Source organism: Polaribacter pectinis (genome assembly GCF_014352875.1).
GTDB classification, from domain to species: Bacteria; Bacteroidota; Bacteroidia; order Flavobacteriales; family Flavobacteriaceae; genus Polaribacter; species Polaribacter pectinis.
In genome coordinates, this window is the sequence record NZ_CP060695.1 from 482,151 (window position 1) to 508,775 (window position 26,625).

Annotated in this window: 21 protein-coding genes and 3 tRNA genes; 17 read left to right on the forward strand and 7 right to left on the reverse strand. The window is 29.2% G+C overall.

Annotated elements, in window-relative coordinates:
* A complete protein-coding gene (locus H9W90_RS02305; protein WP_187482861.1) occupies nt 1–1,098 on the reverse strand; it encodes a TlpA family protein disulfide reductase in 1,098 nt (365 codons plus the stop codon).
* Between the two features lie 116 nt (nt 1,099–1,214).
* On the opposite strand from H9W90_RS02305, the gene hutH reads away from it, so the two are divergent.
* Entirely contained in the window at nt 1,215–2,723 is a 1,509-nt protein-coding gene (hutH, locus tag H9W90_RS02310) for a histidine ammonia-lyase (protein WP_187482862.1), read from the forward strand.
* 162 nt (nt 2,724–2,885) lie between these two features.
* Here hutH and H9W90_RS02315 read toward each other — a convergent pair whose 3' ends face one another.
* From H9W90_RS02315 to H9W90_RS02325, 3 genes are all read right to left on the reverse strand, one after another.
* Nucleotides 2,886–4,400 carry an SUMF1/EgtB/PvdO family nonheme iron enzyme gene (locus H9W90_RS02315; protein ID WP_187482863.1) on the reverse strand — a complete coding sequence of 505 codons (1,515 nt, stop codon included), beginning with the start codon at nt 4,398–4,400 and terminating at the stop codon, nt 2,886–2,888.
* Between the two features lie 33 nt (nt 4,401–4,433).
* Entirely contained in the window at nt 4,434–6,284 is a 1,851-nt protein-coding gene (locus tag H9W90_RS02320; RefSeq protein ID WP_187482864.1) for a hypothetical protein, read from the reverse strand.
* Nucleotides 6,285–6,431: 147 nt separating this feature from the next.
* On the reverse strand, nt 6,432–8,990 hold the full coding sequence (locus H9W90_RS02325; RefSeq protein WP_187482865.1) for an ATP-dependent Clp protease ATP-binding subunit: 2,559 nt from the start codon (nt 8,988–8,990) through the stop codon (nt 6,432–6,434).
* A gap of 273 nt (nt 8,991–9,263) precedes the next feature.
* On the opposite strand from H9W90_RS02325, the gene gyrA reads away from it, so the two are divergent.
* Nucleotides 9,264–11,795, forward strand: a complete 2,532-nt coding sequence (gene gyrA / locus H9W90_RS02330; protein WP_187482866.1) for a DNA gyrase subunit A — start codon at nt 9,264–9,266, stop codon at nt 11,793–11,795.
* A 23-nt stretch (nt 11,796–11,818) separates the two neighbouring features.
* Nucleotides 11,819–13,069, forward strand: a complete 1,251-nt coding sequence (locus H9W90_RS02335) for a tetratricopeptide repeat protein (RefSeq protein ID WP_187482867.1) — start codon at nt 11,819–11,821, stop codon at nt 13,067–13,069.
* Between the two features lie 54 nt (nt 13,070–13,123).
* Here H9W90_RS02335 and H9W90_RS02340 read toward each other — a convergent pair whose 3' ends face one another.
* Both H9W90_RS02340 and H9W90_RS02345 read right to left on the reverse strand, forming a co-directional pair.
* Nucleotides 13,124–13,900 carry a C40 family peptidase gene (locus tag H9W90_RS02340; RefSeq protein ID WP_254712519.1) on the reverse strand — a complete coding sequence of 259 codons (777 nt, stop codon included), beginning with the start codon at nt 13,898–13,900 and terminating at the stop codon, nt 13,124–13,126.
* Nucleotides 13,901–13,924: 24 nt separating this feature from the next.
* Nucleotides 13,925–15,100: an acetyl-CoA C-acyltransferase gene (locus H9W90_RS02345; RefSeq protein ID WP_187482868.1), complete on the reverse strand. Its 1,176-nt coding sequence runs from the start codon at nt 15,098–15,100 to the stop codon at nt 13,925–13,927.
* Between the two features lie 215 nt (nt 15,101–15,315).
* On the opposite strand from H9W90_RS02345, the gene H9W90_RS02350 reads away from it, so the two are divergent.
* From H9W90_RS02350 to H9W90_RS02370, 5 genes are all read left to right on the forward strand, one after another.
* The gene (locus tag H9W90_RS02350; protein WP_187482869.1) at nt 15,316–17,379 is read left to right on the forward strand and encodes an HD family phosphohydrolase; all 2,064 of its coding nucleotides are present in this window, start codon (nt 15,316–15,318) and stop codon (nt 17,377–17,379) included.
* 101 nt (nt 17,380–17,480) lie between these two features.
* A tRNA-Ser gene (locus H9W90_RS02355) sits at nt 17,481–17,564 on the forward strand.
* 17 nt (nt 17,565–17,581) lie between these two features.
* Nucleotides 17,582–17,656: transfer RNA gene (locus H9W90_RS02360), tRNA-Pro, on the forward strand.
* 29 nt (nt 17,657–17,685) lie between these two features.
* A tRNA-Arg gene (locus H9W90_RS02365) sits at nt 17,686–17,759 on the forward strand.
* Between the two features lie 187 nt (nt 17,760–17,946).
* Nucleotides 17,947–19,131 (forward strand): site-specific integrase, encoded by a 1,185-nt coding sequence (locus tag H9W90_RS02370; RefSeq protein ID WP_187482870.1) that lies wholly within the window; start codon nt 17,947–17,949, stop codon nt 19,129–19,131.
* Between the two features lie 84 nt (nt 19,132–19,215).
* Here H9W90_RS02370 and H9W90_RS15555 read toward each other — a convergent pair whose 3' ends face one another.
* On the reverse strand, nt 19,216–19,437 hold the full coding sequence (locus H9W90_RS15555; RefSeq protein ID WP_437440067.1) for a helix-turn-helix domain-containing protein: 222 nt from the start codon (nt 19,435–19,437) through the stop codon (nt 19,216–19,218).
* 88 nt (nt 19,438–19,525) lie between these two features.
* Here H9W90_RS15555 and H9W90_RS02375 point away from each other — a divergent pair, with 88 nt between their 5' ends.
* The 9 genes from H9W90_RS02375 to H9W90_RS02415 all read left to right on the forward strand — a co-directional run bounded on the left by H9W90_RS02375 (nt 19,526) and on the right by H9W90_RS02415 (nt 26,578).
* Complete coding sequence (locus H9W90_RS02375; protein ID WP_187482871.1) at nt 19,526–19,936, forward strand: hypothetical protein; 411 nt, start codon at nt 19,526–19,528, stop codon at nt 19,934–19,936.
* Between the two features lie 46 nt (nt 19,937–19,982).
* On the forward strand, nt 19,983–20,606 hold the full coding sequence (locus tag H9W90_RS02380) for a hypothetical protein (RefSeq protein WP_187482872.1): 624 nt from the start codon (nt 19,983–19,985) through the stop codon (nt 20,604–20,606).
* A gap of 222 nt (nt 20,607–20,828) precedes the next feature.
* A complete protein-coding gene (locus tag H9W90_RS02385) occupies nt 20,829–21,173 on the forward strand; it encodes a hypothetical protein (protein ID WP_187482873.1) in 345 nt (114 codons plus the stop codon).
* A 114-nt stretch (nt 21,174–21,287) separates the two neighbouring features.
* Complete coding sequence (locus H9W90_RS02390) at nt 21,288–22,178, forward strand: AAA family ATPase (protein WP_187482874.1); 891 nt, start codon at nt 21,288–21,290, stop codon at nt 22,176–22,178.
* Nucleotides 22,162–23,139, forward strand: a complete 978-nt coding sequence (locus H9W90_RS02395; RefSeq protein ID WP_187482875.1) for a DUF3871 family protein — start codon at nt 22,162–22,164, stop codon at nt 23,137–23,139. Before H9W90_RS02390 ends, H9W90_RS02395 begins: the two co-directional genes overlap by 17 nt.
* 45 nt (nt 23,140–23,184) lie before the next feature.
* Nucleotides 23,185–23,430: a hypothetical protein gene (locus H9W90_RS02400; RefSeq protein ID WP_187482876.1), complete on the forward strand. Its 246-nt coding sequence runs from the start codon at nt 23,185–23,187 to the stop codon at nt 23,428–23,430.
* Nucleotides 23,431–23,614: 184 nt separating this feature from the next.
* Nucleotides 23,615–24,355 carry a hypothetical protein gene (locus H9W90_RS02405; RefSeq protein ID WP_187482877.1) on the forward strand — a complete coding sequence of 247 codons (741 nt, stop codon included), beginning with the start codon at nt 23,615–23,617 and terminating at the stop codon, nt 24,353–24,355.
* Nucleotides 24,356–24,537: 182 nt separating this feature from the next.
* Nucleotides 24,538–25,962 carry a primase-helicase family protein gene (locus H9W90_RS02410; protein ID WP_187482878.1) on the forward strand — a complete coding sequence of 475 codons (1,425 nt, stop codon included), beginning with the start codon at nt 24,538–24,540 and terminating at the stop codon, nt 25,960–25,962.
* Entirely contained in the window at nt 25,931–26,578 is a 648-nt protein-coding gene (locus tag H9W90_RS02415) for an NUMOD1 domain-containing DNA-binding protein (RefSeq protein WP_187482879.1), read from the forward strand. Before H9W90_RS02410 ends, H9W90_RS02415 begins: the two co-directional genes overlap by 32 nt.
* The last annotated feature ends 47 nt before the right edge of the window (nt 26,579–26,625 follow it).

Consider the following 26,625-nt stretch of genomic DNA (forward strand, 5'->3'; position numbering starts at 1 on the left):
TTATTTTAAATTTAATGTATTGAATAATTTTGTTAATTCAGGTTTTATTGGTGATGGAGCTTGTGCATCAATAATTTTACCTTTTGGATCTATTAGAATATATCTTGGTAAAGTTAAGATTTGATAATCTATTAAAAACTGTCTATCATTACCTATAAAAAGATGGTTACCATTAAGATTATTTTTTTCAATAGCGTTTTTCCATTTTTGTTTTGCAAATGAAATTGTACCAGAACTGGCTTTATTATCTGCACAAAGCGTTATAAAACGGATGTTTTTATGAGCGTATTTTCCCTTAAAATCATTTAAGATTTTTGAGTTTTCTGTATACTCTTTTATCCAAGTTCCCCAAACTTCTATAAAAACATAATTTCCTTTAAAATCGTCTAAACTTACAAGTTTTCCATGTTGGTTTTCATAATTAGTAAATTTAGGAGATGGTACACCTTTTACTAATTTTTTTAAAACTTCTCTTTGATTTTTAAAACTAGCTTTTGTGGTTTTATATAAGTTTTGAATAAAGCCAATAGATTTTATATTTTGTTTTTTTGTAAGCTCTAATAAGTTAGGATTTATGTTTTGGTATAAACCATCTATACTGTCTAAACCAATTTTATATTCTTCTATTTTTTTGTTAAAACTCTCTTGGTCTAGTTGGTAAATACTTGTGTCAGAAGATCTACCTTGGTTTAAACCGTACATGTATTGAGCTAATAAATAAGTATTTTCAATAGCACCAATTCCGTTATAAGAAATAGATTCTGGAAAATTATTTAAATCTGCTGTAATGTTAAGGTTATCACCATTTTTTATGTAAATGGGAATTTGAGTCTTATTTATTTTAATTCCGTTTGTGGTAACTACACTAATTTTTAAAGTATCTAAAAAAGAACCATCTTCTCTTAAATCGATTCTTTGATTTATATGTTTACCTAAAAAAATAAAATAATCTTCTTTACTATTTTTAATTGTACCAGAGATAATGGCATAGGATTTAGCTTCCGTTTTTACAGGACTCTTTTTCTCTTTAGCTCCTTCTTTTTTCTGACACGAAAACAGAACAATTATAAAAGAAAGGATATACCAACTATTCTTCATTTTTATGAATTTGATTTTAAGCCTACAAATATAGAACATTAAATTGCAAAAAATAGTTAAATTCATTTGCATATACAGAAGCGAATTTGCACTTTTGACAACCAATCAAACAACAAATGAGCACATTTCATTACATAGATAATTCGGCTTTAGATTTATCTAAAATTCAAGAAATTATCTCTTTAGATAAAAAAATAGCATTGTCAGATTCTGCAATTCAGAAAATTGAAAAATGCAGAGCTTTTTTAGATGAAAAAACGAAATCGATTTCGAAGCCTATTTACGGAATTAATACAGGTTTTGGTGCACTTTATAATGTGAAGATTAAAGGTGAAAATTTACAAAAACTACAAGAGAATTTAGTAATGAGTCATGCTTGTGGAACTGGTGATGAAGTGCCAAAAGAGATTGTAAAGCTTATGATTTTGTTTAAAATACAAGCATTAAGTTATGGGCATTCTGGTGTGCAATTGGCAACTGTAAACAGATTGATAGACTTTTATAATAATGATATTATTCCTGTTGTTTTTACCCAAGGTTCTTTGGGTGCTTCTGGAGATCTATCGCCTTTGGCACATTTATCTTTACCATTAATTGGTTTAGGAAAAGTGTCTTATAAAGGAGAAATAATGGCATCAGAAAAATTATTAAAACTTTTTTCTTGGAACAAAATAAATCTACAATCTAAAGAAGGTTTGGCTTTGTTAAATGGAACGCAGTTTATGTCTGCTTACGGAATTTACAATTTACTAAAAGCGCATAAACTATCTTACCTGTCAGACTTAATTGGTACCATTTCTTTAGAAGGTTTTGATGGTAGAATTGAGCCTTTTAATGAATTGATTCATTTTGCAAGGCCACATAATGGACAAATAAAAACAGCACAAAGAATTAAAGATTTTTTGGTGGAAAGTGAGTTGATTTCTCAAGAAAAACAGCATGTACAAGACCCATATTCTTTTAGATGTATGCCACAAGTTCATGGAGCAACAAAAGACACCATAAGGTTTGTTACAAACACTTTTTTAACGGAAATAAATTCTGTTACAGACAACCCTAATATTTTTGTAGATGAAGATGAGATTATTTCTGGAGGAAATTTTCATGGTCAACCTTTGGCTTTAGGACTAGATTTTTTAGCAATTGCGTTGTCAGAATTAGGAAACATTTCTGAAAGAAGAACTTACCAATTAGTTTCTGGACATAGACATTTACCTCCATTTTTGGTTACTAACCCTGGTTTAAACTCTGGGTTTATGATTCCACAATATACTGCAGCAAGTATTGTAAGTCAGAATAAGCAATATGCAACTCCTGCAAGTGTAGATTCTATAGAATCTAGTAACGGACAAGAAGATCATGTTTCTATGGGCGCAAATGCAGCTACAAAATGTAAAAAAATAGTAGATAATTTACAGACTATTTTAGCTATTGAATTGTTTACAGCCTCACAAGCATTAAGTTTTGGAAACGGAAAAAGTTCTCCATTTTTAGAATCTATAATAACAATGTTTAGACAAGAAGTTTCTATTGTAGAAGAAGACAGAGTAATGCATACTGATATTATGAACGCTTCTGAATTTATTACATCTTTAGAAATTGATAGTTTAGAGTTGTTTGGGTAGGTTTGTTAATGTTAGCGCGTTAATTCAACTTTATAATGTTTTATAAGCGTCGTTAGCCAAGTTCGTTTTTTTTAAGTAGAAAAAAATTAGTGAAATTACCATTTTATAAAAAAAGCCCAAATGTAAATTTGAGCTTTTTATTAATTAATGTTTTTTAGTTTTTTAATCTAAATCTCTAACCAAACGAATTCCTATTTTTTTGTCTTCATCATTTCCGCCAGTAAGACTTAAATTAAACCTTTTATTTAAGACTCTATCTTCGTTATTTATATCAAATAATATTTTGTAGTCATCTCCAGAACTAAAGTATTTTTTTACTGTGTTGTATGCACCACCAACGGCATTGGTTTTAGTGTATTCAGATAAATTACCCCAAATATCAAACAAGCCTAACTCGTTAGGTTCTTTTAAACCTACTTTTTGTCTTCTTTCGCTACTGTTTTTCTTAAACCAAGCATATTTTTCTATGTTATCTGCTTTTTCTTTATTTATACCTCTTTTTTCATCGGTAGTTTCTCTTCCTCCTGTAGCAAACCAAAACCATTCTGCTTTGGTTGGTAGTCTATATTTTTTACCAGTTAATTCGTTTAATTTTTTAATATAAGTATCAATATAACTTCTTTTAGTAAATGTTATAGGGCATTCTTTACAGGTAGAAACTCTTAATCTATCTGTTTCTATTATAGCCCAATAATCTAATTGTGTTAACTCGTATTTACTTACATATAAATCTGGAATAGATTTTAAAACGGTGTTTCCTTCTGGGTCTATAGATTCAGAAACACTTAAAGAACCTTTTACCAAAACCATATTTTCTTCGATACTTTTTAAGGTTTCTTGTTGTAGTTTTAAAGATTCTGCATCTTTTTTGTTTTTGGCAATTACAGGTTTCAGTTTATCTAAAACTATTTTGTTATCTAACCCTTTAGAATTTAATTCGCTAAATTTTGTGTAAGCAGCTTCGTATTTTTTGTCCTTTATTAATGTCCAAGCTTCAGTAATTAAATCGTTATTTTCTATAAACGGACGAATCTCCTTTTTGATTTCATAAACTTGTTTTAGTTTTTCTAAAGGAACCTCATTTTCGAAGTTTTTTAAATAGATATTACACAAATTATCAATTTTAACATTTGACGCTAACCATGTATTTATAGATTCTTCATTGCCTTTTGTAACCAAGTCTGTAGCTTGTTTTATGCGCTCGAAATTCATAGTATCTGCAATTTTATTTACATGCTTTACAAATATTTGGTTCTTTAGCATATCTTCATTAAACTTTAAGCCCTGTTTTTTATATTGCTCTCTTGTAAGTGCAATAATGACATTAAATTTAGCTTGAGTATCTCCATTTTTAGCTTTGTTTATTAGATTTACATTTTGTAAATCTGATTCGCTACCAAAAGAACCATCTAAATTTGTACCTACAGATTGTTGTAAAATTTGATATAAAGAAACACGTTGGTGATTACGAGACATGACTTCTAAATACATAACTAAACCATTGGTTTCGCCACCAAGTAAAGATTTTACTTCTTCTAAATGTTTTATAGTTTTTGCATAGTTTTTAGCACGGTATGCTTCTTCTGCATAGCTATATTCTATTTTAGCTAGAGAGCTTTGGGCTGTAGAGGAAAATGTAAGTAATAAGAAAAAGCTAATTAGGGTAAATAATTTCATAAGAATACTTTAGTTTTTTGTTTAATTTGTTTTTTAAAATCCTTTTTTAATTGTTTTCTTTTTGGTTGTAGAGTCTTTCTTTTTTTCAACTTTAATAGACTTACCCCAAAAATCTTTTTTCTTTGTAATCTTTTTCTTTTGCGCTTTTTCTTTTTTAGATAATAAAGAATCTTTCTTTGTTTCTAATGTTATAGATTTTCCCCAAAAGCCATTTTCCTTTAGGTTAGATTCTTTTTTAGTTGTATTGGAAACATCTTTTTTTGGTATTGCTTTTTTAATCTCTTTTTTATCATCAGAAATTGATTTTCCCCAAAAATTATTGCTTCCTGTAGAGGTTGTGCTATTTTCTCTTTTTTCAACAATAAAATCTTTTGCTGCATTTACTAATTTTATCTTAACTCCATTTTCTGCTAAACCTTTAATAAGTTGTTCTAATTTTTTGCTAGCAATATTATAGTTGGTAAAAGCACCAAAAATTCTAACATCATAACTTCCGTATTTTGTCATTTTTTCTTTAAACGTATTTTCTGAAGGCCATGTGCCATCAGAATATCTTGCAACTTCTACAATGTCTGTTATCTTTATTTCTGGTAAATCTTCTTTTAGTTTTTCTTCATTAGCAATCATAGCAAAAAAGAAAACAGAAGTAGAAGAATTATTAGTTAAGAAACTTGGGTACTTAAAACCAGGCATTCTTGTTAAGGTAAGTTTTCTGTTTTTTACCAGTTTAGCTATAAATTTACGTTTGGCAGCTTCTCTTTTTCTTTTTTCAGCTTCTATAGCAGCTAGTCTTGCTTCTTCGGCTCTTTTTCTTTCTGCATTTGCTAAAAGTCCGCCAATTATGTTTGTTGCAGCACCTACAATTGCTGTTTTATCTGTGTAACCTTGAGACGCCATTGCAATGGCATAAGAACCTTTCATAATTCCTGCAGCCAATAGATCTCCTTGAGCAGCTTGATCGAATTTTGCCATAGCATTTTTGCTATAACTTTCCATTTTTGCATGAAACCTTTTATTTGCTTCTATACGTTGTAATTGAGCTTTATATCTACGGTTATTTTCTTCAATTTCTCTATTCTTTTTTTCTTGTTGTAAACGAGCTTGTTTTTGTTGATAGGTCTCTTTTCTATTATTACTGTTTGAGTTTTTAATATTATTTGATTGATATTTTTGCTGATAAGTGTTTGAGTTGCTATTATTTTGATTTCTATTAGCGTTGTTGTTACTAGAATTTGAATTGCTACTAGAGTTTCTTGAAGAAGAATTAGAGTTATTGTTACCAAATGAAATTGATAATTTTTGTTTTTTCTGTTTATTAGTTACTTCTTCTATTTCTTTTTTTAAATTTTCGATTGCATCTTTGGCATATCTAATAGATTGATCTTTATAATCAAAACCAGCATTTCCATAACTTGGTTTCCTATCATTTAATCGCTTACTTTCTTCTAAATATTTAAGTTGCTGTTCTTTATTTTGTAACGAAATTTTAAGAAATCTTAAAGCGTTTTGTCTGTCGCTCTCAAAGTTAGAATTATCATCTTCATAAAGTTTTCCTTTGTAATCTTGAGCATCTTTATAGCTACTATCGTACTTGCTTCTATAGCTACTTGCTTGTTTATTTACTTGTTCTATTTTATCATTTAGATCGTCTATTTGTTTTTTGAAATTCGCCATCATTTGCTCTCTTTTACATTGACAGCGTACATAAGGGGTTTGCTTTTTCATTTCGCACCAAGTTGTATACTTGCCATCTGCAGCAGCATAGTTTTCATTTTTTTCTCGAAGACTACTACAGTTAGGGTAATTAGGCTCTTGTAGTTGTTGAGAAAAACCTTCAATGGGAATAAAAAAATATACGATAAAAAGTAATAAAATCTGTTTCATCTTAAATAAAATAGAATCAAATATAATGAATAAATTCCTCTAATAGAAAAGACAATTACTTTGAAGGTGATATTATAGAGGTATTAAATAATTTCAATCTATTATTTAATAAAAAAAAATCCCAAACGTTAGTTTGGGATTTTATATTTAAGACTCAGTTTCTGTTCTTGTTTCAGGCTTTTTTTCTCCTTTTTCAATTTTGATGGTGAGCTCATTTTTCTCATCATCTAAATCCATGGAGATGGTATCACCTTCAGAAAGTTTAGAATTTACTATTTCTTCCGCTAAAGCATCTTCTATATATTTTTGAATAGCTCTTTTAAGTGGTCTTGCACCATATTTCTTGTCAAAACCTTTATCAGCGATATAGTCTTTTGCTTTTTCACTTAATTCTAATGTGTAACCTAAATCAGAAATTCTGTTTAATAATTTATCTAATTCAATATCTATAATAGAATGTATGTCTTCTCTTTCTAACGCATTAAATACAATTACATCATCAATTCTATTTAAAAATTCAGGAGCAAAAGATTTCTTTAAAGCACCTTCAATAACAGATTTTGCATGTTCGTCTGCTTGTGCTGCTTTAGTAGCAGTTCCAAAACCAACTCCACCACCAAAATCTTTTAATTGACGTGCACCAATATTAGAAGTCATTATAATAATGGTATTTCTAAAATCAATTTTTCTACCTAAACTGTCTGTAATATGTCCGTCATCTAAAATCTGTAACAACATATTAAATACATCTGGATGTGCTTTTTCAATCTCATCTAATAATATAACTGAATATGGTTTTCTTCTCACTTTTTCAGTTAATTGGCCACCTTCTTCATAACCAACATAACCTGGAGGTGCTCCAATTAAACGAGAAATAGCAAATTTTTCCATGTATTCACTCATATCAATTCTAATTAAAGAATCGTCTGAATCGAATAATTCACGAGCTAAAACTTTAGCTAATTGAGTTTTACCAACACCTGTTTGCCCCAAGAAAATAAAAGAACCAATTGGCTTATTTGGGTCTTTTAACCCAACTCTATTTCTTTGAATAGCTTTAACAACTTTGGTAACAGCTACATCTTGACCAATAACCTTACCTTTAATTAGGTCTGGTAATTCGTGTAATCTGTGGCTTTCTGCTTCTGCAACTCTATTAACAGGAATACCTGTCATCATAGAAACCACTTCAGCAACGTTATCTTCTGTTACAATTTCACGATTCAATTTAGAGTCATCTTCCCATTGTTTTTGAGCAGAATCTAAAGCAGCTTCCATATTTTTTTCGTCATCACGCAATTTGGCAGCTTCCTCGTATTTTTGTCCGTTTACAGCTTTCGTTTTTTGATCACGAATTATTTCTAATTGCGATTCTAGTTCTAAAACTTGTTTAGGAACTACAATATTTGTGATATGAATTCTAGAACCTGCTTCATCTAAAGCATCAATTGCTTTGTCTGGCAAGTATCTGTCTGTCATGTATCTATTGGTTAATTTTACACAAGCTTCTAAAGCATCGTCTGTATAATTTACATGATGATGTTCTTCATATTTACCTTTAATATTTTGTAAAATTTGAATCGTTTCTTCAACAGAAGTTGGGTCTACAATTACCTTTTGAAAACGACGTTCTAATGCGCCATCTTTCTCGATATTTGTTCTAAATTCATCCAAAGTTGTTGCACCAATACATTGTATTTCTCCTCTTGCCAATGCAGGTTTTAACATGTTAGAAGCATCTAATGAACCAGTTGCTCCACCAGCACCAACTATAGTATGAATTTCATCAATAAAAAGAATAATGTCATCGTTCTTTTCCAATTCATTCATTAAGGCTTTCATACGCTCCTCAAACTGACCACGATATTTTGTACCTGCAACCAGGCTTGCTAAATCTAGAGAAACTAATCTTTTGTCAAACAGGATTCTAGAAACTTTACGTTCCACAATTCTTAAAGCTAAACCTTCAGCAATGGCAGATTTACCAACACCAGGTTCTCCAATTAACATCGGGTTGTTTTTCTTACGTCTACTTAAAATTTGAGAAACACGCTCTATTTCTTTTTGTCTACCAACAACAGGGTCTAACTTACCTAATTCAGCAAGGTGTGTTAAATCGCGCCCAAAATTATCTAAAACAGGTGTTTTAGATTTTTTAACAGATTTTCCTTTTTGAGGTTGCTCAAAAGGGTTTGACTTTTCTGATGCAAATTCATCATCAGAAGGAGTTTCTGCAATTGGGTTTGTTGGTAAGTCTAGATCATCTACATGTAATTGTTTATATAAAGCTTTTGCTTCATCGTAATTTACATGGTATTTATGAATTAATTTAGTTGTTGGGTCGTTTTCATTTCTTAAAACGCACAACAATAAATGAGCAGTGTCTATAGATTCACTTTGATATAATTTAGCTTCTAAAAATGTAGTTTTTAGAGCCTTTTCTGCTTGTCTAGTTAGGTGTAAACTCTTCTTTTCTGAGGCTTCATTAAAGGTTGGGTTTGCAGGATTAAGTTGTTCTAGTTTTTTGCGTAACAATACTAAATCGACATCAAACGCTGTTAATATCTCTATTGCTTTTCCTTCTCCTTTTCTAATTAAACCTAATAGAAGATGCTCTGTTCCAATAAATTCATGCCCTAAACGTAGTGCTTCTTCTTTACTGAAAGTAATTACATCTCTAACTTTTGGTGAAAAATTATCGTCCATATTTCTTTCTATCTATAATTGATGTGTTGTAAATTTAGTCCTTTTTTTTGTAGATAATTACAAAAAAGATGCCAAGACATAAAAACTGTCAGTTTGACTTCCATTACAAGGTAGAAAACTCTTATAAATCAAGCAAATAAAAAAGTGTTAAAAATTATCAAAAAATGTTGATAACTCTGCTCAATTCTGAATACGAAAACCTTTGTAAAAACTATAAGAAATAGTATCTTGCCTTGTTTTAAAAAAATGATTAAATTTTAATAGAAAATATATATGGCAGACGGAGAAAAGTTAATTCCTATTAATATTGAAGAGCAGATGAAATCTGCTTACATTGATTACTCAATGTCAGTAATTGTTTCAAGAGCGTTACCAGACGTAAGAGATGGTTTAAAACCAGTACACAGAAGGGTTTTGTTTGGAATGCACGAATTGGGAATTAAAGCAACTGGATCTTATAAAAAGTCAGCAAGAATTGTTGGGGAAGTTTTAGGAAAGTATCACCCACATGGAGATACTTCCGTTTACGATTCAATGGTGCGTATGGCGCAAAATTGGAGTGTTCGTTATATGATGGTAGATGGTCAAGGGAACTTTGGTTCCGTAGATGGAGATTCCCCTGCAGCAATGCGTTATACAGAGGTTAGAATGCAGAAAATATCAGAAGATATGTTAGCTGATATTGAAAAAGATACTGTAGATCATCGTTTAAATTTTGATGATACTTTACAAGAACCAACTGTATTACCAACTCGTATTCCTAATCTATTAGTAAATGGAGCTTCTGGTATTGCAGTAGGTATGGCAACAAATATGGCGCCTCATAACTTAACAGAAGTTATCAATGGAACCATTGCATATATCGAAAACAATGATATTGAAATAGACGAGTTAATGCAACACGTAACAGCACCAGATTTTCCAACAGGTGGAATTATTTATGGTTATGATGGTGTAAGAGATGCTTTTCATACTGGTCGTGGACGTATTGTAATGCGTGCTAAAGCAATTATTGAAGAGGTAAAGGGACGTGAGTGTATTATTGTTACGGAAATTCCTTACCAAGTCAATAAAGCAGACATGATTAAGAAAACTGCTGATCTTGTAAACGAAAAGAAATTAGAAGGAATTGCGAATATTCGTGATGAATCTGATAGAAACGGTATGCGTATCGTATATATATTAAAACGTGATGCAATTCCAAATATCGTTTTAAATAAACTATTCAAATACACACAATTACAAACTTCTTTTAGTGTGAATAATATTGCATTGGTTAAAGGTAGACCAGAGCAATTAAATTTAAAACAATTAATACATTATTTTGTTGAACACAGACATGAAGTTATTGTTCGTAGAACAGAATTTTTATTAAAGAAAGCAGAAGCAAGAGCACATATTTTAGAAGGTTTAATTATTGCTTCTGATAATATAGATGAAGTAATAAAAATTATTAGAGCTTCTTCTAATGCAGATGAAGCAAGAGAAAGCTTAATTGAGCGTTTCGAACTGACAGAAATTCAAGCGAAGGCAATTGTAGAAATGCGTTTGCGTCAGTTAACAGGTTTAGAGCAAGATAAATTACGTGCAGAGTATGACGAAATTATGTTAACGATTGCAGACTTAAAAGATATCTTATCTAACGAGCCAAGACGTTACGAAATTATAAAAGAAGAATTACTACATATCAAAGAAAAGTATGGAGACGAGCGTAGATCTGTTATAGAATATGCTGGAGGAGACATGCGTATTGAAGATATGATTCCTGATACCAAAGTTGTAGTTACAATTTCGAATGCAGGATATTTAAAACGTACAAATCTAGATGAATATAAGGTTCAGAATAGAGGAGGAAGAGGTCAAAAAGGAGCAACAACTAGAAATGAAGATTTCCTAGAACACTTATTTGTAGGAACCAATCATCAATATATGATGTTCTTTACACAAAAAGGAAAAGTATTCTGGATGCGCGTTTACGAGATTCCTGAAGGTGGGAAGAATACCAAAGGTAGAGCAATGCAAAACCTTATCAATATTGAACAAGACGATTCTGTAAAAGCATTTTTGGTAACACAAGATTTAAAAGACGAAGAATACATCAATAGCCATTATGTGATTATGGCAACAAAGAAAGGTCAAGTTAAAAAGACTTCTTTAGAGCAATATTCTCGCCCAAGAACAAATGGTATTAATGCAATTACCATTAAAGAAGGTGATGAATTATTAGAAGCAAAATTAACAACCGGAGATAGCCAAGTAATGTTGGCATTAAAATCTGGTAAGTCTATTCGTTTCGAAGAGGCGAAAACAAGACCAATGGGAAGAACAGCTTCTGGTGTTAGAGGAATTACTTTACAGCATGACAAAGATGAGGTAATTGGAATGGTAGCTGTAAACGACATGGAAAGTAATATTTTAGTTGTTTCTGAAAAAGGTTATGGTAAACGTTCTAAATTAGAAGATTATAGAGTTACCAATAGAGGTGGTAAGGGTGTAAAAACTTTAAACATTTCTGAAAAAACAGGAGAATTAGTAGCAATTAAGAATGTTGATGATTCTAATGATTTAATGATTATTAACAAATCAGGTTTAACAATTAGAATGGCTGTTGAAGATTTACGTGTAATGGGACGTGCAACACAAGGTGTTCGTTTAATTAACATTAAAGAAGACGATAGTATTGCAGCTGTTGCTAAAGTGATGCATGAAGAAGAGGAAATTGAAGAGGATTCTATAGCTAATTCTGAAGCTGAAACAGAAAATGGCACGAATATTGAAAATGATTCAAACGAAAATCAAGAATAACAATAAATTAAATACTCATTAAAATGAAAAAACAAATATTAGCAATAGCTTTAGGACTGATGACCATTGGAGCTTTTGCACAAAAGAACGAATTAAAAACAGCTGAAAAAGCAATTAAGAAAAATCAATTTGCAGCTGCACTTTCTGCAATTACACCTTTAGAATCTACTTTAGGAGCTATGGATGCTAAATATAAAGCAAAGTACTTTTTTTTAAAAGGACAAGCTTTAGCAGGTAAAAATGATTATGAAGCTGCGGCAGATGCGTTTAATAAACTGTTAGCTTATGAAAATGAAATTGGTAAGCAAAAGTATACTAAAGAAGCAAAACCAATGTTAGATGGTATTGTGCAAAAAGTATCAGAAAAAGCAGTTAAGTTGTATAATGATGATAAAAACTTTGCGGAAGCAGCAAAAAGTTTTTATTTAACTTATAAGTTAAGTCCTACAGATACAATATTTTTATACAATGCAGCAATAAGTGCTTCTCAAGCAAAAGATTTCGATGCGTCTTTAAAGTATTATAAAGAGGTTAAGGAAGTTGGTTATACAGGTATTTCTACTCAATATTTTGCAATAAATAAGGAGACTGGAGTAGAAGAGAATTTAGGAACTAAAGCTAATAGAGATGCTATGGTTAAGTTTGGGAAATATAATAGTCCTTCTCAAAAGACTTCTGAATCTAAACAACCAGATATTATTAAGAATATTGGTTATATATATGTAAACCAAGGAAAGCCTGAGTTAGCAATTGAAGCTTTGCAAGAAGCTAGAAAAGCAAATCCTACTGATATAAATTTGATTTTAAATGAAGCTCAAATGTACATTAAATTAGAAAAAATGGACAAGTTCGGTGAGTTAATGGAAGAAGCTGTAAAGTTAGATCCAACTAATCCTAGTTTATTTTTTAATTTAGGTGTAATAAATCAAAATCAAGGTAATGTAGATGAAGCAGAAGGTTACTATATGAAAGCAATTGAATTAAAACCAGATTATGCAGATGCGTATTTAAACTTATCAATTGCTATTTTAGCAGGTGATAAAGATATCGTTGATGAGATGAACAAAAATCTTAATAATGGTAAGAAATATAATGAGCTTGAAATTAAGCAAAGAGCTATCTATAAAAAAGCATTACCATATTTAGAAAAAGCAGATAGTTTAAAAAGAAGCGAAGATACAGTTAGAACACTGTTAAATATTTATGATAATCTTGAAATGGAGGCAGAAGGAGATAAGTTAAGACCTATCTATAAAGAAATGAGAGGTCAATAAAAACGTAAACTTACAAAACAAAAAAAAACCGAAACTTTAAAGTTTCGGTTTTTTTTATATTATCTTTTTTATAACCCTTAATTTATGAGTATGTTTTTGTAAATCTGAATTAAAAATACCACTATGATCTAGAGTGTCTACTCGAACTTTACCATGAACATGAATAATATTGTAATCATTTAAAATAATACCAACATGTGTTATTATTCCTTCATCATCATCAAAAAAAGCTAAATCTCCAGGTTCACTTTCTTCAATAAAACTTAAAACTTCACCTTGTGTAGCTTGTTGTTTAGCATCTCTGTATAATGGATATCCACACATTTTATAAACCATTTGTGTAAATCCAGAACAATCAATACCAAAAGGAGTTTTTCCTCCCCATAAAAAAGGAGAGTTTAAATAAGTAAAAGCTATATTTAGAATTTCGTTTTTATCTTTTTTTTCTGATAAAACACTTCCTTCGTAGAGATAATAAGTAGAATTTATCTGAAGTTTATTTACGTTGTAAAAAGGTAAGTTAGATCCTAAAGGAATGGTCGTTAACTCATTTTTTGTATTTGTAATAAAATCTATGATTTCACCAGAATAAAACACAGCATTATTATTTAAATTATAGTAGGTCTCTTCTGGTATTTCAACATATTGCTTGTTGTCAATAAAGCCTTCATAATCATCAAAGGCTAATTTTATTTTACTCCAATTTTTTTGTTTATCAATTATTGTAAAATGTTCGCCAAAAAGCAACTGACTAATCATTTCAGATTTATCAGAATCTTCAGCTCTTAAAGGAACTATACTTAAATTACAAATACCGTAGAAAACGTTCAAAATTTAAAATTCTAAATTTAAGATTTATGCTTTTTCAATAACAATTGCGCTAGCACCACCACCACCATTACAGATTGCAGCTGCGCCAATTTTTGCATTATTTTGTTTTAAAATAGAGGTTAAAGCAATTACAATTCTTGCTCCAGAAACACCTAAAGGATGTCCTAAAGAAACGGCACCACCATTAACATTTACTTTATCATCTGTAATTCCTAAAATTTTCATATTTGCTAATCCAACTATAGAAAACGCCTCGTTTAATTCAAAATAATCTACATCATCAATAGAAATATTTGCTTTAGCTAAAGCTTTTGGTAATGCTTTTGCAGGTGCGGTTGTAAACCATTTAGGTTCATGCGCTGCATCTGCATAACTTTTTATTTTTGCAATTGGTGTAATATTTAATTCTTTTGCTTTATCTGCAGACATTAAAACAAGTGCAGCTCCACCATCATTAATTGTAGAGGCATTTGCAGCAGTAACAGTTCCGTCTTTTGTAAATGCAGGTCTTAAAGCAGGGATTTTTTCCATTTTTACATTTTTGTACTCTTCATCTTCAGAAAAAATGATTGGTTCTCCACGTCTTTGAGGTATTTCTACAGGTACAATTTCATCATTGTATTTCCCTTCTTTCCAAGCAGCTGCAGATCTATTATAAGATTGTATAGCAAAAGCATCTTGGTCTTCTCTAGAAAACTTATATTCTGTGGCACATTCATCTGCACAAACACCCATAGCAACATTTCCATAAGCATCTACCAAACCATCTTTTTGCATGCCATCTTCCATGGTAATTGGCCCAAATTTAGAACCATTTCTTGCATGTTGATAATGAGGAATTGAACTCATGTTTTCCATACCACCAGCAACTGTAACATCTGCATCACCTAAAGCAATGGTTTGAGCAGCCAACATAATAGATTTCATACCAGAAGCACAAACTTTATTTACAGTTGTACAAGGAACTGTATCAGGAATACCTGCGTAAATTGCAGCTTGTCTAGCAGGAGCTTGTCCTAAACCAGCAGAAACTACATTTCCCATAAAAACTTCTTGAACCAAATTTGGATTCAAATTTATTTTTTCTAATGCGCCTTTTATTGCAATTGCACCTAGTTTTGGAGCAGGAATTGTCGATAAACTTCCCATAAAACTTCCAATTGGTGTTCTAGCTACAGAAACTATTACTACTTCTTTCATATATTGTTTGGGTATTTATTTTGTGAAGAAAAAATATTTTATATTGAATTTTATTTAATAAAATAGCTTTTCTATTATGATAAATTTAAAAATTATAAACTTTAAGATTTATCCTACAAAAATAACCATTTTTAATCAATTTTAGTTTGATTCTGCAAACCTAATTTTTGACCTTGAAATTTTTACTGTAAGTTTGTTGTTAGAAGAAAAATAAAATGAGTAAAATAGTTAATAAATTATATCAAAATAATACCACAATATACAAGGCAATATTATTTTTAATAACCACTATTGCTATTGTTTATTTATTTCCAAAAGGCACGCAATTTCAATACGATTTTAATAACGGTCAACTTTGGAAATATGATAACTTATATGCACCTTTTGATTTTGCTATTCAAAAAACTGATGAAGAAATTAAGATAGAGAAAAAAGAAATTGAAGTTAATGCAAAGTTATATTTTTCATATGATTTTGATGTTGTTACTGGTGTAAATGCAACATTTAAAAGAAGAATTAATGCTTTAAATCCATCCGATTCACTTACATATGATGTTATAAAAAGTTTAGACGTTAAAGGTGAAAATGTAATTAATAAAATTTATAATACAGGTTTTTTAGAAGTTATAAGTGAAGATAGAGTTTCTAATAAAGATGAAATGATAGCACTTAGAAAAGAAAATGAAGTACAAGATATTCTTTTTAAAAATCTTTATAATTCTAGAAAAGTTTTATTAGAAATTGAAAAAAATGTAGGTGTTAAACCTTTCGATTACTCTCAAAGAGTATTAATGAATATTTTATCTGAAATTATAAAGCCTAATATTTCTTATGATGATAAGTTTACTCAAAAAATAATAGAGAATGATATTAAAAACATTTCTTATACCAAAGGAAAAATATCTGAAGGAAAATTAATTATTTTAAAAGGAGATACTGTAGAAGGGGATAAGCTGGCTATTTTAAATTCCTTAAAGAGTGAGTCTGAATCTAAAATTTGGACAGATAATAATTACAATTGGATTATTTTCGGTTACACCATTTTAGTAGCACTAGCCTTATTGATGTTGCTTTTATTTCTTCAAAAATATAGAGTAGAAATTTATAATAATAATAACAAGGTTACCTTTATATTTTTTAATGTTTTTTCAATGATTTTTATACAAACATTGGTTATAAAATATAATTCAGACTATTTATATGTTGTACCATTAAGTGTCCTTCCAATTGTATTAAAAGCTTTCTTTGACGCTCGTTTAGGATTATTTACACATGTTTTAACTGTATTGCTTTTAGGTTATATTGTTCCTAATAGTTTCGAGTTTATTTATTTACACATTATTGCAGGTATTGTAACAATTCTATCCGTCTCTGAACTGTATAAGAGAGCAAATTTATTTATTTCAGTTGCTCAAATAACAGGAATATATATGATAACTTATTTTGCATTTTCAATTATAAAAATGGGAAATGCATCACAAATAAACTGGGATTATTTCATGCTTTTTGCAGCAAATGGATTGTTATCTTTTTTATCAATAATTTTAATTTACATGTATGAAAAAATATTTGGTTTGGTTTCTGATGTTACTTTGCTAGAATTATCAAATACAAACACAAAATTATTAAGAGAATTAAATGAGAAAGCACCAGGAACATTTCAACATTCTATGCAAGTTGCAAATTTAGCGGAAGCTGCTGCTAATGAAATAGGAGCAAACTCGATGTTGGTTAGAACTGGTGCCTTGTATCATGACATTGGTAAAATGATTAATCCGCAATATTTTATAGAGAATCAATCTACTGGTGTAAATCCGCATAACGATTTATCACCAAGAGATAGCTCGGAAATAATAACAGACCATGTTATAAAAGGAATAGAGTTAGCTAAAAAGCACAAATTGCCAGATAGAATTATAGATTTTATTAGAACACATCATGGAACTAGTACAACGTATTATTTTTATGCTAAAGAAAAAGAAATGAATATTGATGGTGAGGTTGATATTAAAAAATTTCAATACCAAGGTCCAATACCTTTTTCTAGGGAAACAGCAATTTTAATGATGTGTGATGCTGCGGAAGCTGCTTCCAAAAGTTTAAAAAAACCAACAGCACAAACCATAGATAATTTAATTGAGAAAATTGTTGATAAACAGAAGTCAGATCATCAATTTTTGAATTCAAACATCACGTTTAGAGAGATAGAAACTATAAAAAAAGTCATTAAAAAGAAGTTAATGAATATTTATCATTTGCGAGTAGAATACCCTGAATAAAAAAATATTAAAAAAAGTTAAAAACATCTTGCTAAATTGTAATTGTAGTATTACATTTGCACTCGCATTTTTAAAGAAGTGCTATTAAGTTCTTAAAAACCGGAGAGGTGCCAGAGTGGTAATGGAGCAGATTGCTAATCTGTCGACGGGTGACTGTCGCCAGGGTTCGAGTCCCTGTCTCTCCGCAAATTTTTAGTAAACTCGGGGTGTAGCGTAGCCCGGTCATCGCGCCTCGTTTGGGACGAGGAGGTCGCAGGTTCGAATCCTGCCACCCCGACACTGTTTTCGTAGAAACATAAAAACTACGGGCTCTTAGCTCAGCTGGATAGAGCACCTCCCTTCTAAGGAGGCGGTCGAAGGTTCGAATCCTTCAGGGCTCACTTAAAGCTTCACAGAAATGTGAGGCTTTTTTGTTTTCTATAGGTTTTGTAAGGGTTTAAAGACACTTTCTATTCTTTTATATACTATCACATCAATCAATTTATTAATCAATGTATGCCTTTTTAGGTGCACTTTCTGGTGTACCACTTTTTCTTCTGGTGTACCATTTTTATAAAATCAAAATCTATGAATAATTTTAAATTAGCTGTACTCTTTTTTCTACAGAGAAACAGGATAAATAAAATGGGTAAATGCCCAATAAGATGTAGAATTACATTTTTAAAAAGTAGAAAAGAATTCTCCACAGGTATTTTTATCAATCCAGACAATTGGGATAGTGGTAAGCAGAAAGCTATTCCACCCAGTCAAGAAAACACCCTTTTAAACAACAAACTAAGCCTTATTCATCAACAGATAGATAAGGCTTTTTTAATGCTTCAAATCTTACCAAATGACTTTGATGTAGATGATATTTATAGAAAATATAAAGGAGAAGATTCTAAAGAAGAAATCACCATTTTAGGAGCTTATGATTTACATAATCAGAAGACAGAGAAATTAATAGGAATTGACTTTAATAAATTATCTTGGAGCAGGTATGTGGAGAGCAGAAGAAAAGTTGCTTTATTTATATCTAAATTCTATAAAAAGAAAGATGTTAGATTGAAAGACTTGGATTTAAAGTTTATCCAAGATTTAGAATATTTCTATAAAACAGAATTAAAGTTAAAACAAGCTACAGTATATAGGAGCATTCAAAGAGTAAAGAAGGTAATTCAGTTTGCTATTTCAGAGAACTACTTAAAGAAAGACCCTTTTCATCTATATAAAAATAAGAAGCACAAAACTGTAATTATTTATTTGACTGATGTAGAATTAAAGAGATTAGAGAAACACAATTTTAGTCAAGAGAGATTACAACAAGTAAAGGATTTATTTATTTTTTGCTGTTATACAGGATTAGCTTATGCTGAAATGTCAACTTTGTCAACTAAAAACATAGAAATTGGGTTTGATGATAAAGAGTGGATTCAGATGATTAGAAAGAAAACGAATAGAAAGATATCTATTCCACTATTGCCAAAAGCAAGAGCTATTTTAGATAAATACAATGATACTTTACCTGGTATAAGTAATCAGAAGTTTAACTCTTATTTAAAAGAGATTTCTGAATTAATTGGAATTGATAAAAAGTTAACTCATCATACAGCAAGAAAAACCTTTGCTACAACTGTACTTTTATTTAACAATGTACCAATGGAAATTGTATCTGAATTATTGGGTCATTCTAATATGAATATTACACAATCTCATTATGGAAAGGTTGTACAAAAGAAAGTTAGTGATGAGGTTAATAAACTCTATAATTAGTAAAAACTCCACTTCTTTAGAGAGGTGGAGTAAATTGCTATGAAAAAGAAAAAGAAATTTCTTTCAATTCAAATATAGTAAAAATTATTCATCAATAAGCTGAAAAAAAGTTGACAACTTAATTTCTTTTGCTTCACAGATTTTTTGAAGAGTTTTTACTGGTATCCTGTAACCATCTTCTTTTAAAATCTTCCTTACAGTTTTCTCATCAATGTTATGGTTAATAGCAAAAGACCTATTGGATTTGCTACAAGTTATCCATTCTTTAGCTATAAAATTACATATTCTTTTGTTTATGCTAACCATTTAACAAAGGAATAAGTTGTTAAAAGAAAAAACGCGGACTAAAGGTCGCGTAAAGAATAATTAATTATATTTAAACAAAATTTTAACTATGAAAATATCAACAAAATATCCAAACTTCAAAGAAGCGCTATTGTTCTTTATAAATGATAAAAATTATTCATTAGTATCAGATGATTCAATAAAATTAAGTTTTATGATACCATTGTCTTCTCATAAACTAGGTTATGACTATTATGAATTAAATCCGACAAGTAATGGTGGAGTAATTTTTGAAGTAGTTACAACTTTAGGCTTGAAAACAATAAAAAAAACCAGTTCACCTATAATTAATAACGATTTAAGTTCAAAGGAATGGGAAAACATAATTTTCACACTAGTTATGAAACATTTTTCTAGTGAAGAATATTTGGCATTAAAAAATGGATACACTAAAACCAATGTAGGGTGTTTTGGTGTATTGTTATTTTTTACTTTACTATTAACTCAAATTCTGAAATAATATGTGGTTATTTTATATTGTAGGAATACTATTGATTTTTTACCTGATGGATAAATATTATCCAAAGTATAAACAAAAAAAGAATAATGAAGATTTAAATTTATCAGTTCATAATAAATCACTAGAGTTATTACTTTATGAATTTTTATTTTTCAGTGATTTTTATATAAACTATATTAATAAAAAAAGTTCAATTAATAAAGTAGAAGATACAGCAAATGTTAAAGCTATAATTGAGAATCAAATATCAAGTATTATTAATCTTTTTAGTTTAGATTTAAGTGAAAAAGATTTTACTAGGTTTGATTCTTCTGGAGATAAAATTAAAGATTTAGAGATTGTCAATACTATGTTTTTTACTACCTTTTATCAAGATTCTATTGAGAATCATAAGTTTGAAGTAGTTAACATAGAAACAACAATGAATACATTTGAGAATGAAACTCTCTTTCAAAATGTACATTCAATAATAACTTTATTTAATTCAAATGAAATAGTAAAAAAAATATTTATTGTATTGCATCCTATTTTTGGAAATGCTTTAACAGTTAGAGAACTAACTGAAAAAGGTCATAATACAATAATTATAAGCGGAACTCCTAATTTAGGCACGTTTTTAGAAAGAGAAGTTTTTTTTGGCGAATTGACAGAATATTGTTTTAAAAAATAATTTTTTTCTAATTTTTTTTGACAACTTTTTTTTAAAAACATAAAGTTTCAGTTTTATGAATACCCCCCCCCTTATCCTTTTTAGCTCGGCGGGATAAGTGGTTTTTTAGTTTTAAATTTTTATCATCAATGATAGCGTGGGATAACATAGATATCAGGCCCCCACTCATTTTTGCTTTTGGGGTATCCCCCCGTTAACATTAATCTTTAAATTTAAAAAACTATGGTAAAAATTGTAGATTTCAAAACCTATCAAAAAGAAGATGGGACAGAATTTTGTACACTAAAAGTACAAGCAGGAGTAGAAGCTGTAAAAAGTAAAGAAACGGGAAAAATGTATTTAACAGCAAGAACAGCAAGTGTTCCTTGTACATTCAATCAAGCTACTTGTGAAGCATTAATTGGTTCAGAATTATCGGGAACAATTAGAAAAATAAGTGTTGAACCTTATGAATACACCGTTCCAAGTACTGGAGAAATTATTACACTTACAGAAAGAAATGAATTTGTGAGTGAAGAAGAAGCTATTTTACAAGATAACCTTGTAAAAAAGGAAGAGGTTTTTTAACAACTTCTTACCAGATATAAATTGAGAGTCTATAGAAATATAGGCTCTTTTTTTATGTCTTTTTTTTGTGAGAAAGTCTCACTTAATAAATTATAACGAATAACAATTAAAATTATGCAATTACAAAAAGCACAAAGACATCAGGTTAAATTAAGATTAGGATTGTCAGGAGCAAGTGGGTTTGGTAAAACTTATTCAGCATTATTATTAGCTTATGGTATTACAGAAGATTGGACTAAAGTTGCTGTTATTGATACAGAAAATAACAGTGCTTCTTTATATTCTCATTTGGGGAAATTTAATGTAGTTTCTTTAAACCAACCATATAGTCCAGAGCGATATATAGAGGCTATTAGGCTATGTGAAAAAGAACAAATGGAAGTAATTATTATCGATTCCATTACTCACGAATGGCAAGGAAAAGGTGGTTGTTTGCAATTACACGAACAATTAGGAGGTAGGTTTCAAGATTGGGCAAAAATAACGCCACGTCATCAATCTTTTATAGATGCTATTTTACAATCAACATGTCATATAGTAACTACAGCGAGAAGAAAAATAGATTACTCTTTAGATACTGGTTCTAATGGAAGAACTAAAGTAATTAAACACGGTACAAAAGAGATTACAAGAGAAGGATTTGAGTATGAACTTACAGTAAATTTTGAACTTGTTAATGATAAACATTTAGCAAAAGCATCTAAAGATAGAACAGGTCTATTCATGGATAAACCAGAGATTATAATTACTAAAGGAGTTGGTAAAATGTTAATTCAATGGTGTAATCAAGGTGTATCCATAGAAGAAGCTAAAAAAGAAATAGCAGAATGTACAACTATAGAAGGATTGAGACATTTATATCAAAAATATTCTGGACTTAAAAAAGAATTAAACTCAACTATCTTGAATCGGAAACAAGAAATTGAAACGATGAAATCTATGATTATAGAACAAAAAGAAATTATTCAACCTAATAAAATATCAGAAAATGGAATTAATAGCTAATCATCAAGTAGAAGATATCATTCAAGAAACGAATACAATAATCCAGAAATCTTCAAGTAAATTTATTGAAGCAAATACAAAAGAAGTCAGTTTAGAACATTTACAAAATGAATGTATAATACCTGTTTTTGCTAAAGATAATGAATGTACAATTTCACATTATGAATTCATTGATGCTACAAAAGAAATAGCAAAAAACTATTTTAAAGTAAATTCAATAAATCCATCTATTAGAATATCTCATCAAATAAAAGGTAGGATTCCTTCAGCAATAGGTAAACCTGTGAAAGAATTGTTAGAACACGAGAAAACTACTTATTATGAAAGAATGGCTTTTATGATAGAAATTCCTAATAAACAGATTGTTGTTAATAATCAGATATTAAATTTATCAGTAGGAGGTGTAAGAGCCTACAATCAAGAGAACCTGTTTTCTAAAAAATCTATTGAAAAGTTTAAAGTATTCATCGGGTTTAAAAATACGGTTTGCACAAATTTATGCGTTGCAACAGATGGTTTAAATTCAGAAATAAGAGTTAGTAGCATTCAAGAACTACAAGAAGCTATTCATAACCTAATAAATAACTATAATCAAGATAGGCATCTTGGTAATATGGAGAAATTAAGTAAATACTCATTTAGTGAAAAACAATTTGCGCATTTTGTTGGTAAAATGAGGATGTACCACTTTTTATCTAAAATTGAGAAACAAGGAAAGTTTCCAATACAATTGACAGATTCACAAATTGGCTCTGTAGTAAAAGACTATTTCAATGATGAAAACTTTAGAAGATCAGATAATCAGATAAGTTTATGGAATGTTTATAATTTATTCACAGAAGCTAACAAGAGTTCATATATAGATAATAATTTGGAGAGAAATGTAAATGCGTATGAGTTTATACAAAGCATAGGTAATTCAATAGAAAATAGAATTCCAAATTGGTATCTGCATCATTAATATTATAGCTATTTGGGATAATATTTAAATTTAAATAACTTAAAAATGACTGATGAAGAAATAGCTGAATTAATGAAATATAGCTCTCCTAATGAACTTTACATTGTAAATGGAAATGGTAAGTTAGAATGCTTGAAATGCCCTTTTAGGGTTAAATTAAAGTATAATATTGGAGAGTTGTATAAAGATGATGTTGTACTTGTAAATAAAGTAAAAATTACCAAAGACTTACAATCTGTTTATGTCATCAGGAATAAAGCTTATTATAGTCAGCATTTTATAATTATTTAAATTAACAAAGGAGTCTATGTTGTATTTTGGATATTCAAGCTTTTGAGACTTTTCCTCCTATATAATTAAAGAAATACTTAAAAAGATAGCTAAATTATGCACAACATATTCAATTATTATATGTTGTGTATTTTTATAGAAAAAACTTGTCAAACTTGTCAAGTCAACTTATCAACTTTTAACTATGAATAAAATATTAGATTTTATTGACATTTTAGATTCTGATAGATATTTAAGTGTACAAAATTTATTTAAATATTATGATATTAGAATAAACAAAGAAAAATCTTTTTTTAGCAAACCTATTTTAGATGAATTTTCAATTCTATATGGGGGTCTAAATACAGAAACAGGAATAAATGAAGAACATAAAGAGTATTTTTTTAAAGATTATTTAATTCCAAAAATAGAATATTTAAGTATAAATTTTATGTCTCATTATAAAGAACAATTTGAGATATTAAAACTTTCAAATGGAAATTTAGAATTGTGCTACCAGCAAAAAACAAATGAACTTTTATCATATTTTGAGCTAATAGAAAGTATAACTCATTTAAATAAAGAAATTAAAGATTTGGTATTTAAAGAGTTTGAAATATGTCTTGAAGAAATACAAAAAACTAATTATAAAGAAGATGTATATCGTGGAGATAAAATAAATTTTAGAATTTCTTCTTATGATGTTTTAGCTTTATTCTATATTCTTCGTCAAAATGAAATCATTAAATGGACTGATTTTCCAGAATTAAAAATACTAATTGAGAATAATTGTAGATTTTTTGATAAAGTAACTAAAACTTATGAAAATTTTGAAATCAATAGAAGGACTTTATATGGTTTTAAAAATGGAGATAAAGGTATTGCCAAAGCTTTAAATAGATTAAAAGATAAGTTCCAAGAAGCTGATTTTTTTGAATTAAAATAGCTAATTTAACTAACGGGGGACATCGCTTTGTCCCATATAAAAACTTAAAATCCATCGTAACTTTGCAGTAGCAACAGTAAGTTCTGTGTTAATGTAAATTGTCGCTCTAAAAATGCAAAAGCGAATATCAAATTAGAACTTTCCTTGCTAAAACATTTAAAATAATTAAAAAATTCAAAAAAATGATTTTAGAGAGAGAAACTCCTTTTTGGAGGAATGATGATAAAGGGAATATAAAAATAGTTAATTCAGAATTATTAAAGTTTTTAGCGGATAATGGATTTGTAAGAATAAAATTAGCAGATGCTAACCATATATTAGTTAAAAATAATAATAATCGAATTAGAATAACTTCAGAAGCTGAAATGATTGCTTTTGTTGGGGATTATCTTAAAAAGATAAAAGAAAATAAAGTCTACGAGATGTTTGTTAGTAGTGTAGGTAACTTAATAAACAACAAAAAACTAAGCTTTTTACCAGTTGATGAGCTACCAAGAGATAGGGATAGAAAAGATTCAGGTATTTTTTACTATCAAAATTGCTATAGTGTAATTTCTGAAGATGGAATTGAAGTTAAAGAATATAGCGAATTGCCCTATGTAATTTGGGAAAGCAGAATAATAAAGCACGATTACGTTCAGGACAAAGATAAGTCAATTGGTCAGTTTCAACAGTTTTGTTTTAATATCTCAAAAAAAGATGAAAACAGATTTTTATCACTAAAAACAATTTTAGGCTATTTACTCCATCGATGTAAAATAAAAGATGAGGCAAAAGCAATAATACTATATGATGAAAATATGGTGTTAAATGATAAGACAAATGGAGGTACTGGGAAAACGTTACTATCTATTGCTTTATCCAAAGTTAGAGATTTAGAATTGTTTGATGGTAAATCAATAAAAAATGATAGTTGGTTTAAAAATCAAAGAATAAACTTAACAACTGACATCATAACATATGACGATTTGAACAAGACTACAAGTTTGGAATTGTTTTATTCTATGATAACTACAGGTGTCGAAGTGGAGAAAAAAAGAAAAGATGCGTTTTATATTAAACACGAAGATTCTCCAAAAATAATAATTACTTCAAATTATCCAGTAAAAGGTCCTGGAGGTTCTTCAGATTTAAGAAGAAGATTTGAATTTGAAGTGGCTAATTATTATGACGAAGAATTTACTCCAGAAAAAGAATTTGGTAACATGTTTTTTAACGAAGATTGGGGAATTGAAGAATGGCAGAAGTTCTATCACTTTTTAATGGAATGTTTAACTTCTTATTTGAAGTATGGTTTAGTGAAAGCAACACCGATCAATTATAATCAAAAGAAATTAGAAATGAATACATCAAAAGAATTTCTTGAGTTTGCAGATGATTTTTTAGATTTTAATTTTTGGGATGATAAAAGAGAAGCGGAAGCACTTTTTAAAGAATGTTATCCAGAAGAAACAATATCTCCACATAGATTCAATAAGTGGTTAAAAGAGTATTGTTTTGAGAACGATGCAGAATTAGAAACAAAGTCAACAGGAAGTAATTACTTATTTAAAATGACTAAAAATGTAAAAGGAGATGAAGAAGATTGTGTACAAAGTAACAAATAAAGAAACAAAAGAAATTTATGTTGGAGTAACAACTAAATCTTTAAAAGAGAGAAAAAAAGACCATTTAAAAAAATCAAAAAGAGGTAAAAGCTATACATTTCAGAATGCTATTTCTACTTATGGGGAAGAAGCTTTTAAGTGGGAACAGATTGATACAGCTGTCACAACAGATGAATTAGCTAAAAAAGAAAAAGAATATATTTTAGAGTATAATTCAAAAGAAGAAGGCTATAATTCTGATAGTGGAGGTGGAATTCAAAAAACGGTATACCAATATGATATTATAACAGGATCTTTAATAGATAAGTACTCTAATTTAACCAATGCAGGGGCTATAATTGGTTTGAATAAGCAAGACCTGTCAAAGGTTTGTTTGAGTGTTAATAAAGTCAGTAAAGGCTTTTATTGGACTTATGATTTTGTAGATAATTTTATTCCTTTAAAGGATTGTAGAAAAAAGACAGTTTATCAATTTTCTTTACAAGGTGAATTTATAGTGGAATTTGAATCTATATCTGAAGCTTCAAAAATAACTGGTTGTAATAAATGTTGTATTGCTAAAGTTTGCAGAGGTGAACGGAAAAGTAGTGGAGGTTTTTATTGGTGTTTTGATTAATAAAAAGAGGTGTAAAAGCCTCTTTTTGTAATTTTAAAACTGATTAT

Bases quoted from the DNA above. Each gene is read 5' to 3' on its own strand.
- H9W90_RS02305 (WP_187482861.1), bottom strand. From the start codon at position 1,098: ATGAAGAATAGTTGGTATATCCTTTCTTTTATAATTGTTCTGTTTTCG.
- hutH (WP_187482862.1), top strand. From the start codon at position 1,215: ATGAGCACATTTCATTACATAGATAATTCGGCTTTAGATTTATCTAAA.
- H9W90_RS02315 (WP_187482863.1), bottom strand. From the start codon at position 4,400: ATGAAATTATTTACCCTAATTAGCTTTTTCTTATTACTTACATTTTCC.
- H9W90_RS02320 (WP_187482864.1), bottom strand. From the start codon at position 6,284: ATGAAACAGATTTTATTACTTTTTATCGTATATTTTTTTATTCCCATT.
- H9W90_RS02325 (WP_187482865.1), bottom strand. From the start codon at position 8,990: ATGGACGATAATTTTTCACCAAAAGTTAGAGATGTAATTACTTTCAGT.
- gyrA (WP_187482866.1), top strand. From the start codon at position 9,264: ATGGCAGACGGAGAAAAGTTAATTCCTATTAATATTGAAGAGCAGATG.
- H9W90_RS02335 (WP_187482867.1), top strand. From the start codon at position 11,819: ATGAAAAAACAAATATTAGCAATAGCTTTAGGACTGATGACCATTGGA.
- H9W90_RS02345 (WP_187482868.1), bottom strand. From the start codon at position 15,100: ATGAAAGAAGTAGTAATAGTTTCTGTAGCTAGAACACCAATTGGAAGT.
- H9W90_RS02350 (WP_187482869.1), top strand. From the start codon at position 15,316: ATGAGTAAAATAGTTAATAAATTATATCAAAATAATACCACAATATAC.
- H9W90_RS02370 (WP_187482870.1), top strand. From the start codon at position 17,947: ATGAATAATTTTAAATTAGCTGTACTCTTTTTTCTACAGAGAAACAGG.
- H9W90_RS15555 (WP_437440067.1), bottom strand. From the start codon at position 19,437: ATGGTTAGCATAAACAAAAGAATATGTAATTTTATAGCTAAAGAATGG.
- H9W90_RS02375 (WP_187482871.1), top strand. From the start codon at position 19,526: ATGAAAATATCAACAAAATATCCAAACTTCAAAGAAGCGCTATTGTTC.
- H9W90_RS02380 (WP_187482872.1), top strand. From the start codon at position 19,983: ATGGATAAATATTATCCAAAGTATAAACAAAAAAAGAATAATGAAGAT.
- H9W90_RS02385 (WP_187482873.1), top strand. From the start codon at position 20,829: ATGGTAAAAATTGTAGATTTCAAAACCTATCAAAAAGAAGATGGGACA.
- H9W90_RS02390 (WP_187482874.1), top strand. From the start codon at position 21,288: ATGCAATTACAAAAAGCACAAAGACATCAGGTTAAATTAAGATTAGGA.
- H9W90_RS02395 (WP_187482875.1), top strand. From the start codon at position 22,162: ATGGAATTAATAGCTAATCATCAAGTAGAAGATATCATTCAAGAAACG.
- H9W90_RS02400 (WP_187482876.1), top strand. From the start codon at position 23,185: ATGACTGATGAAGAAATAGCTGAATTAATGAAATATAGCTCTCCTAAT.
- H9W90_RS02405 (WP_187482877.1), top strand. From the start codon at position 23,615: ATGAATAAAATATTAGATTTTATTGACATTTTAGATTCTGATAGATAT.
- H9W90_RS02410 (WP_187482878.1), top strand. From the start codon at position 24,538: ATGATTTTAGAGAGAGAAACTCCTTTTTGGAGGAATGATGATAAAGGG.
- H9W90_RS02415 (WP_187482879.1), top strand. From the start codon at position 25,931: ATGAAGAAGATTGTGTACAAAGTAACAAATAAAGAAACAAAAGAAATT.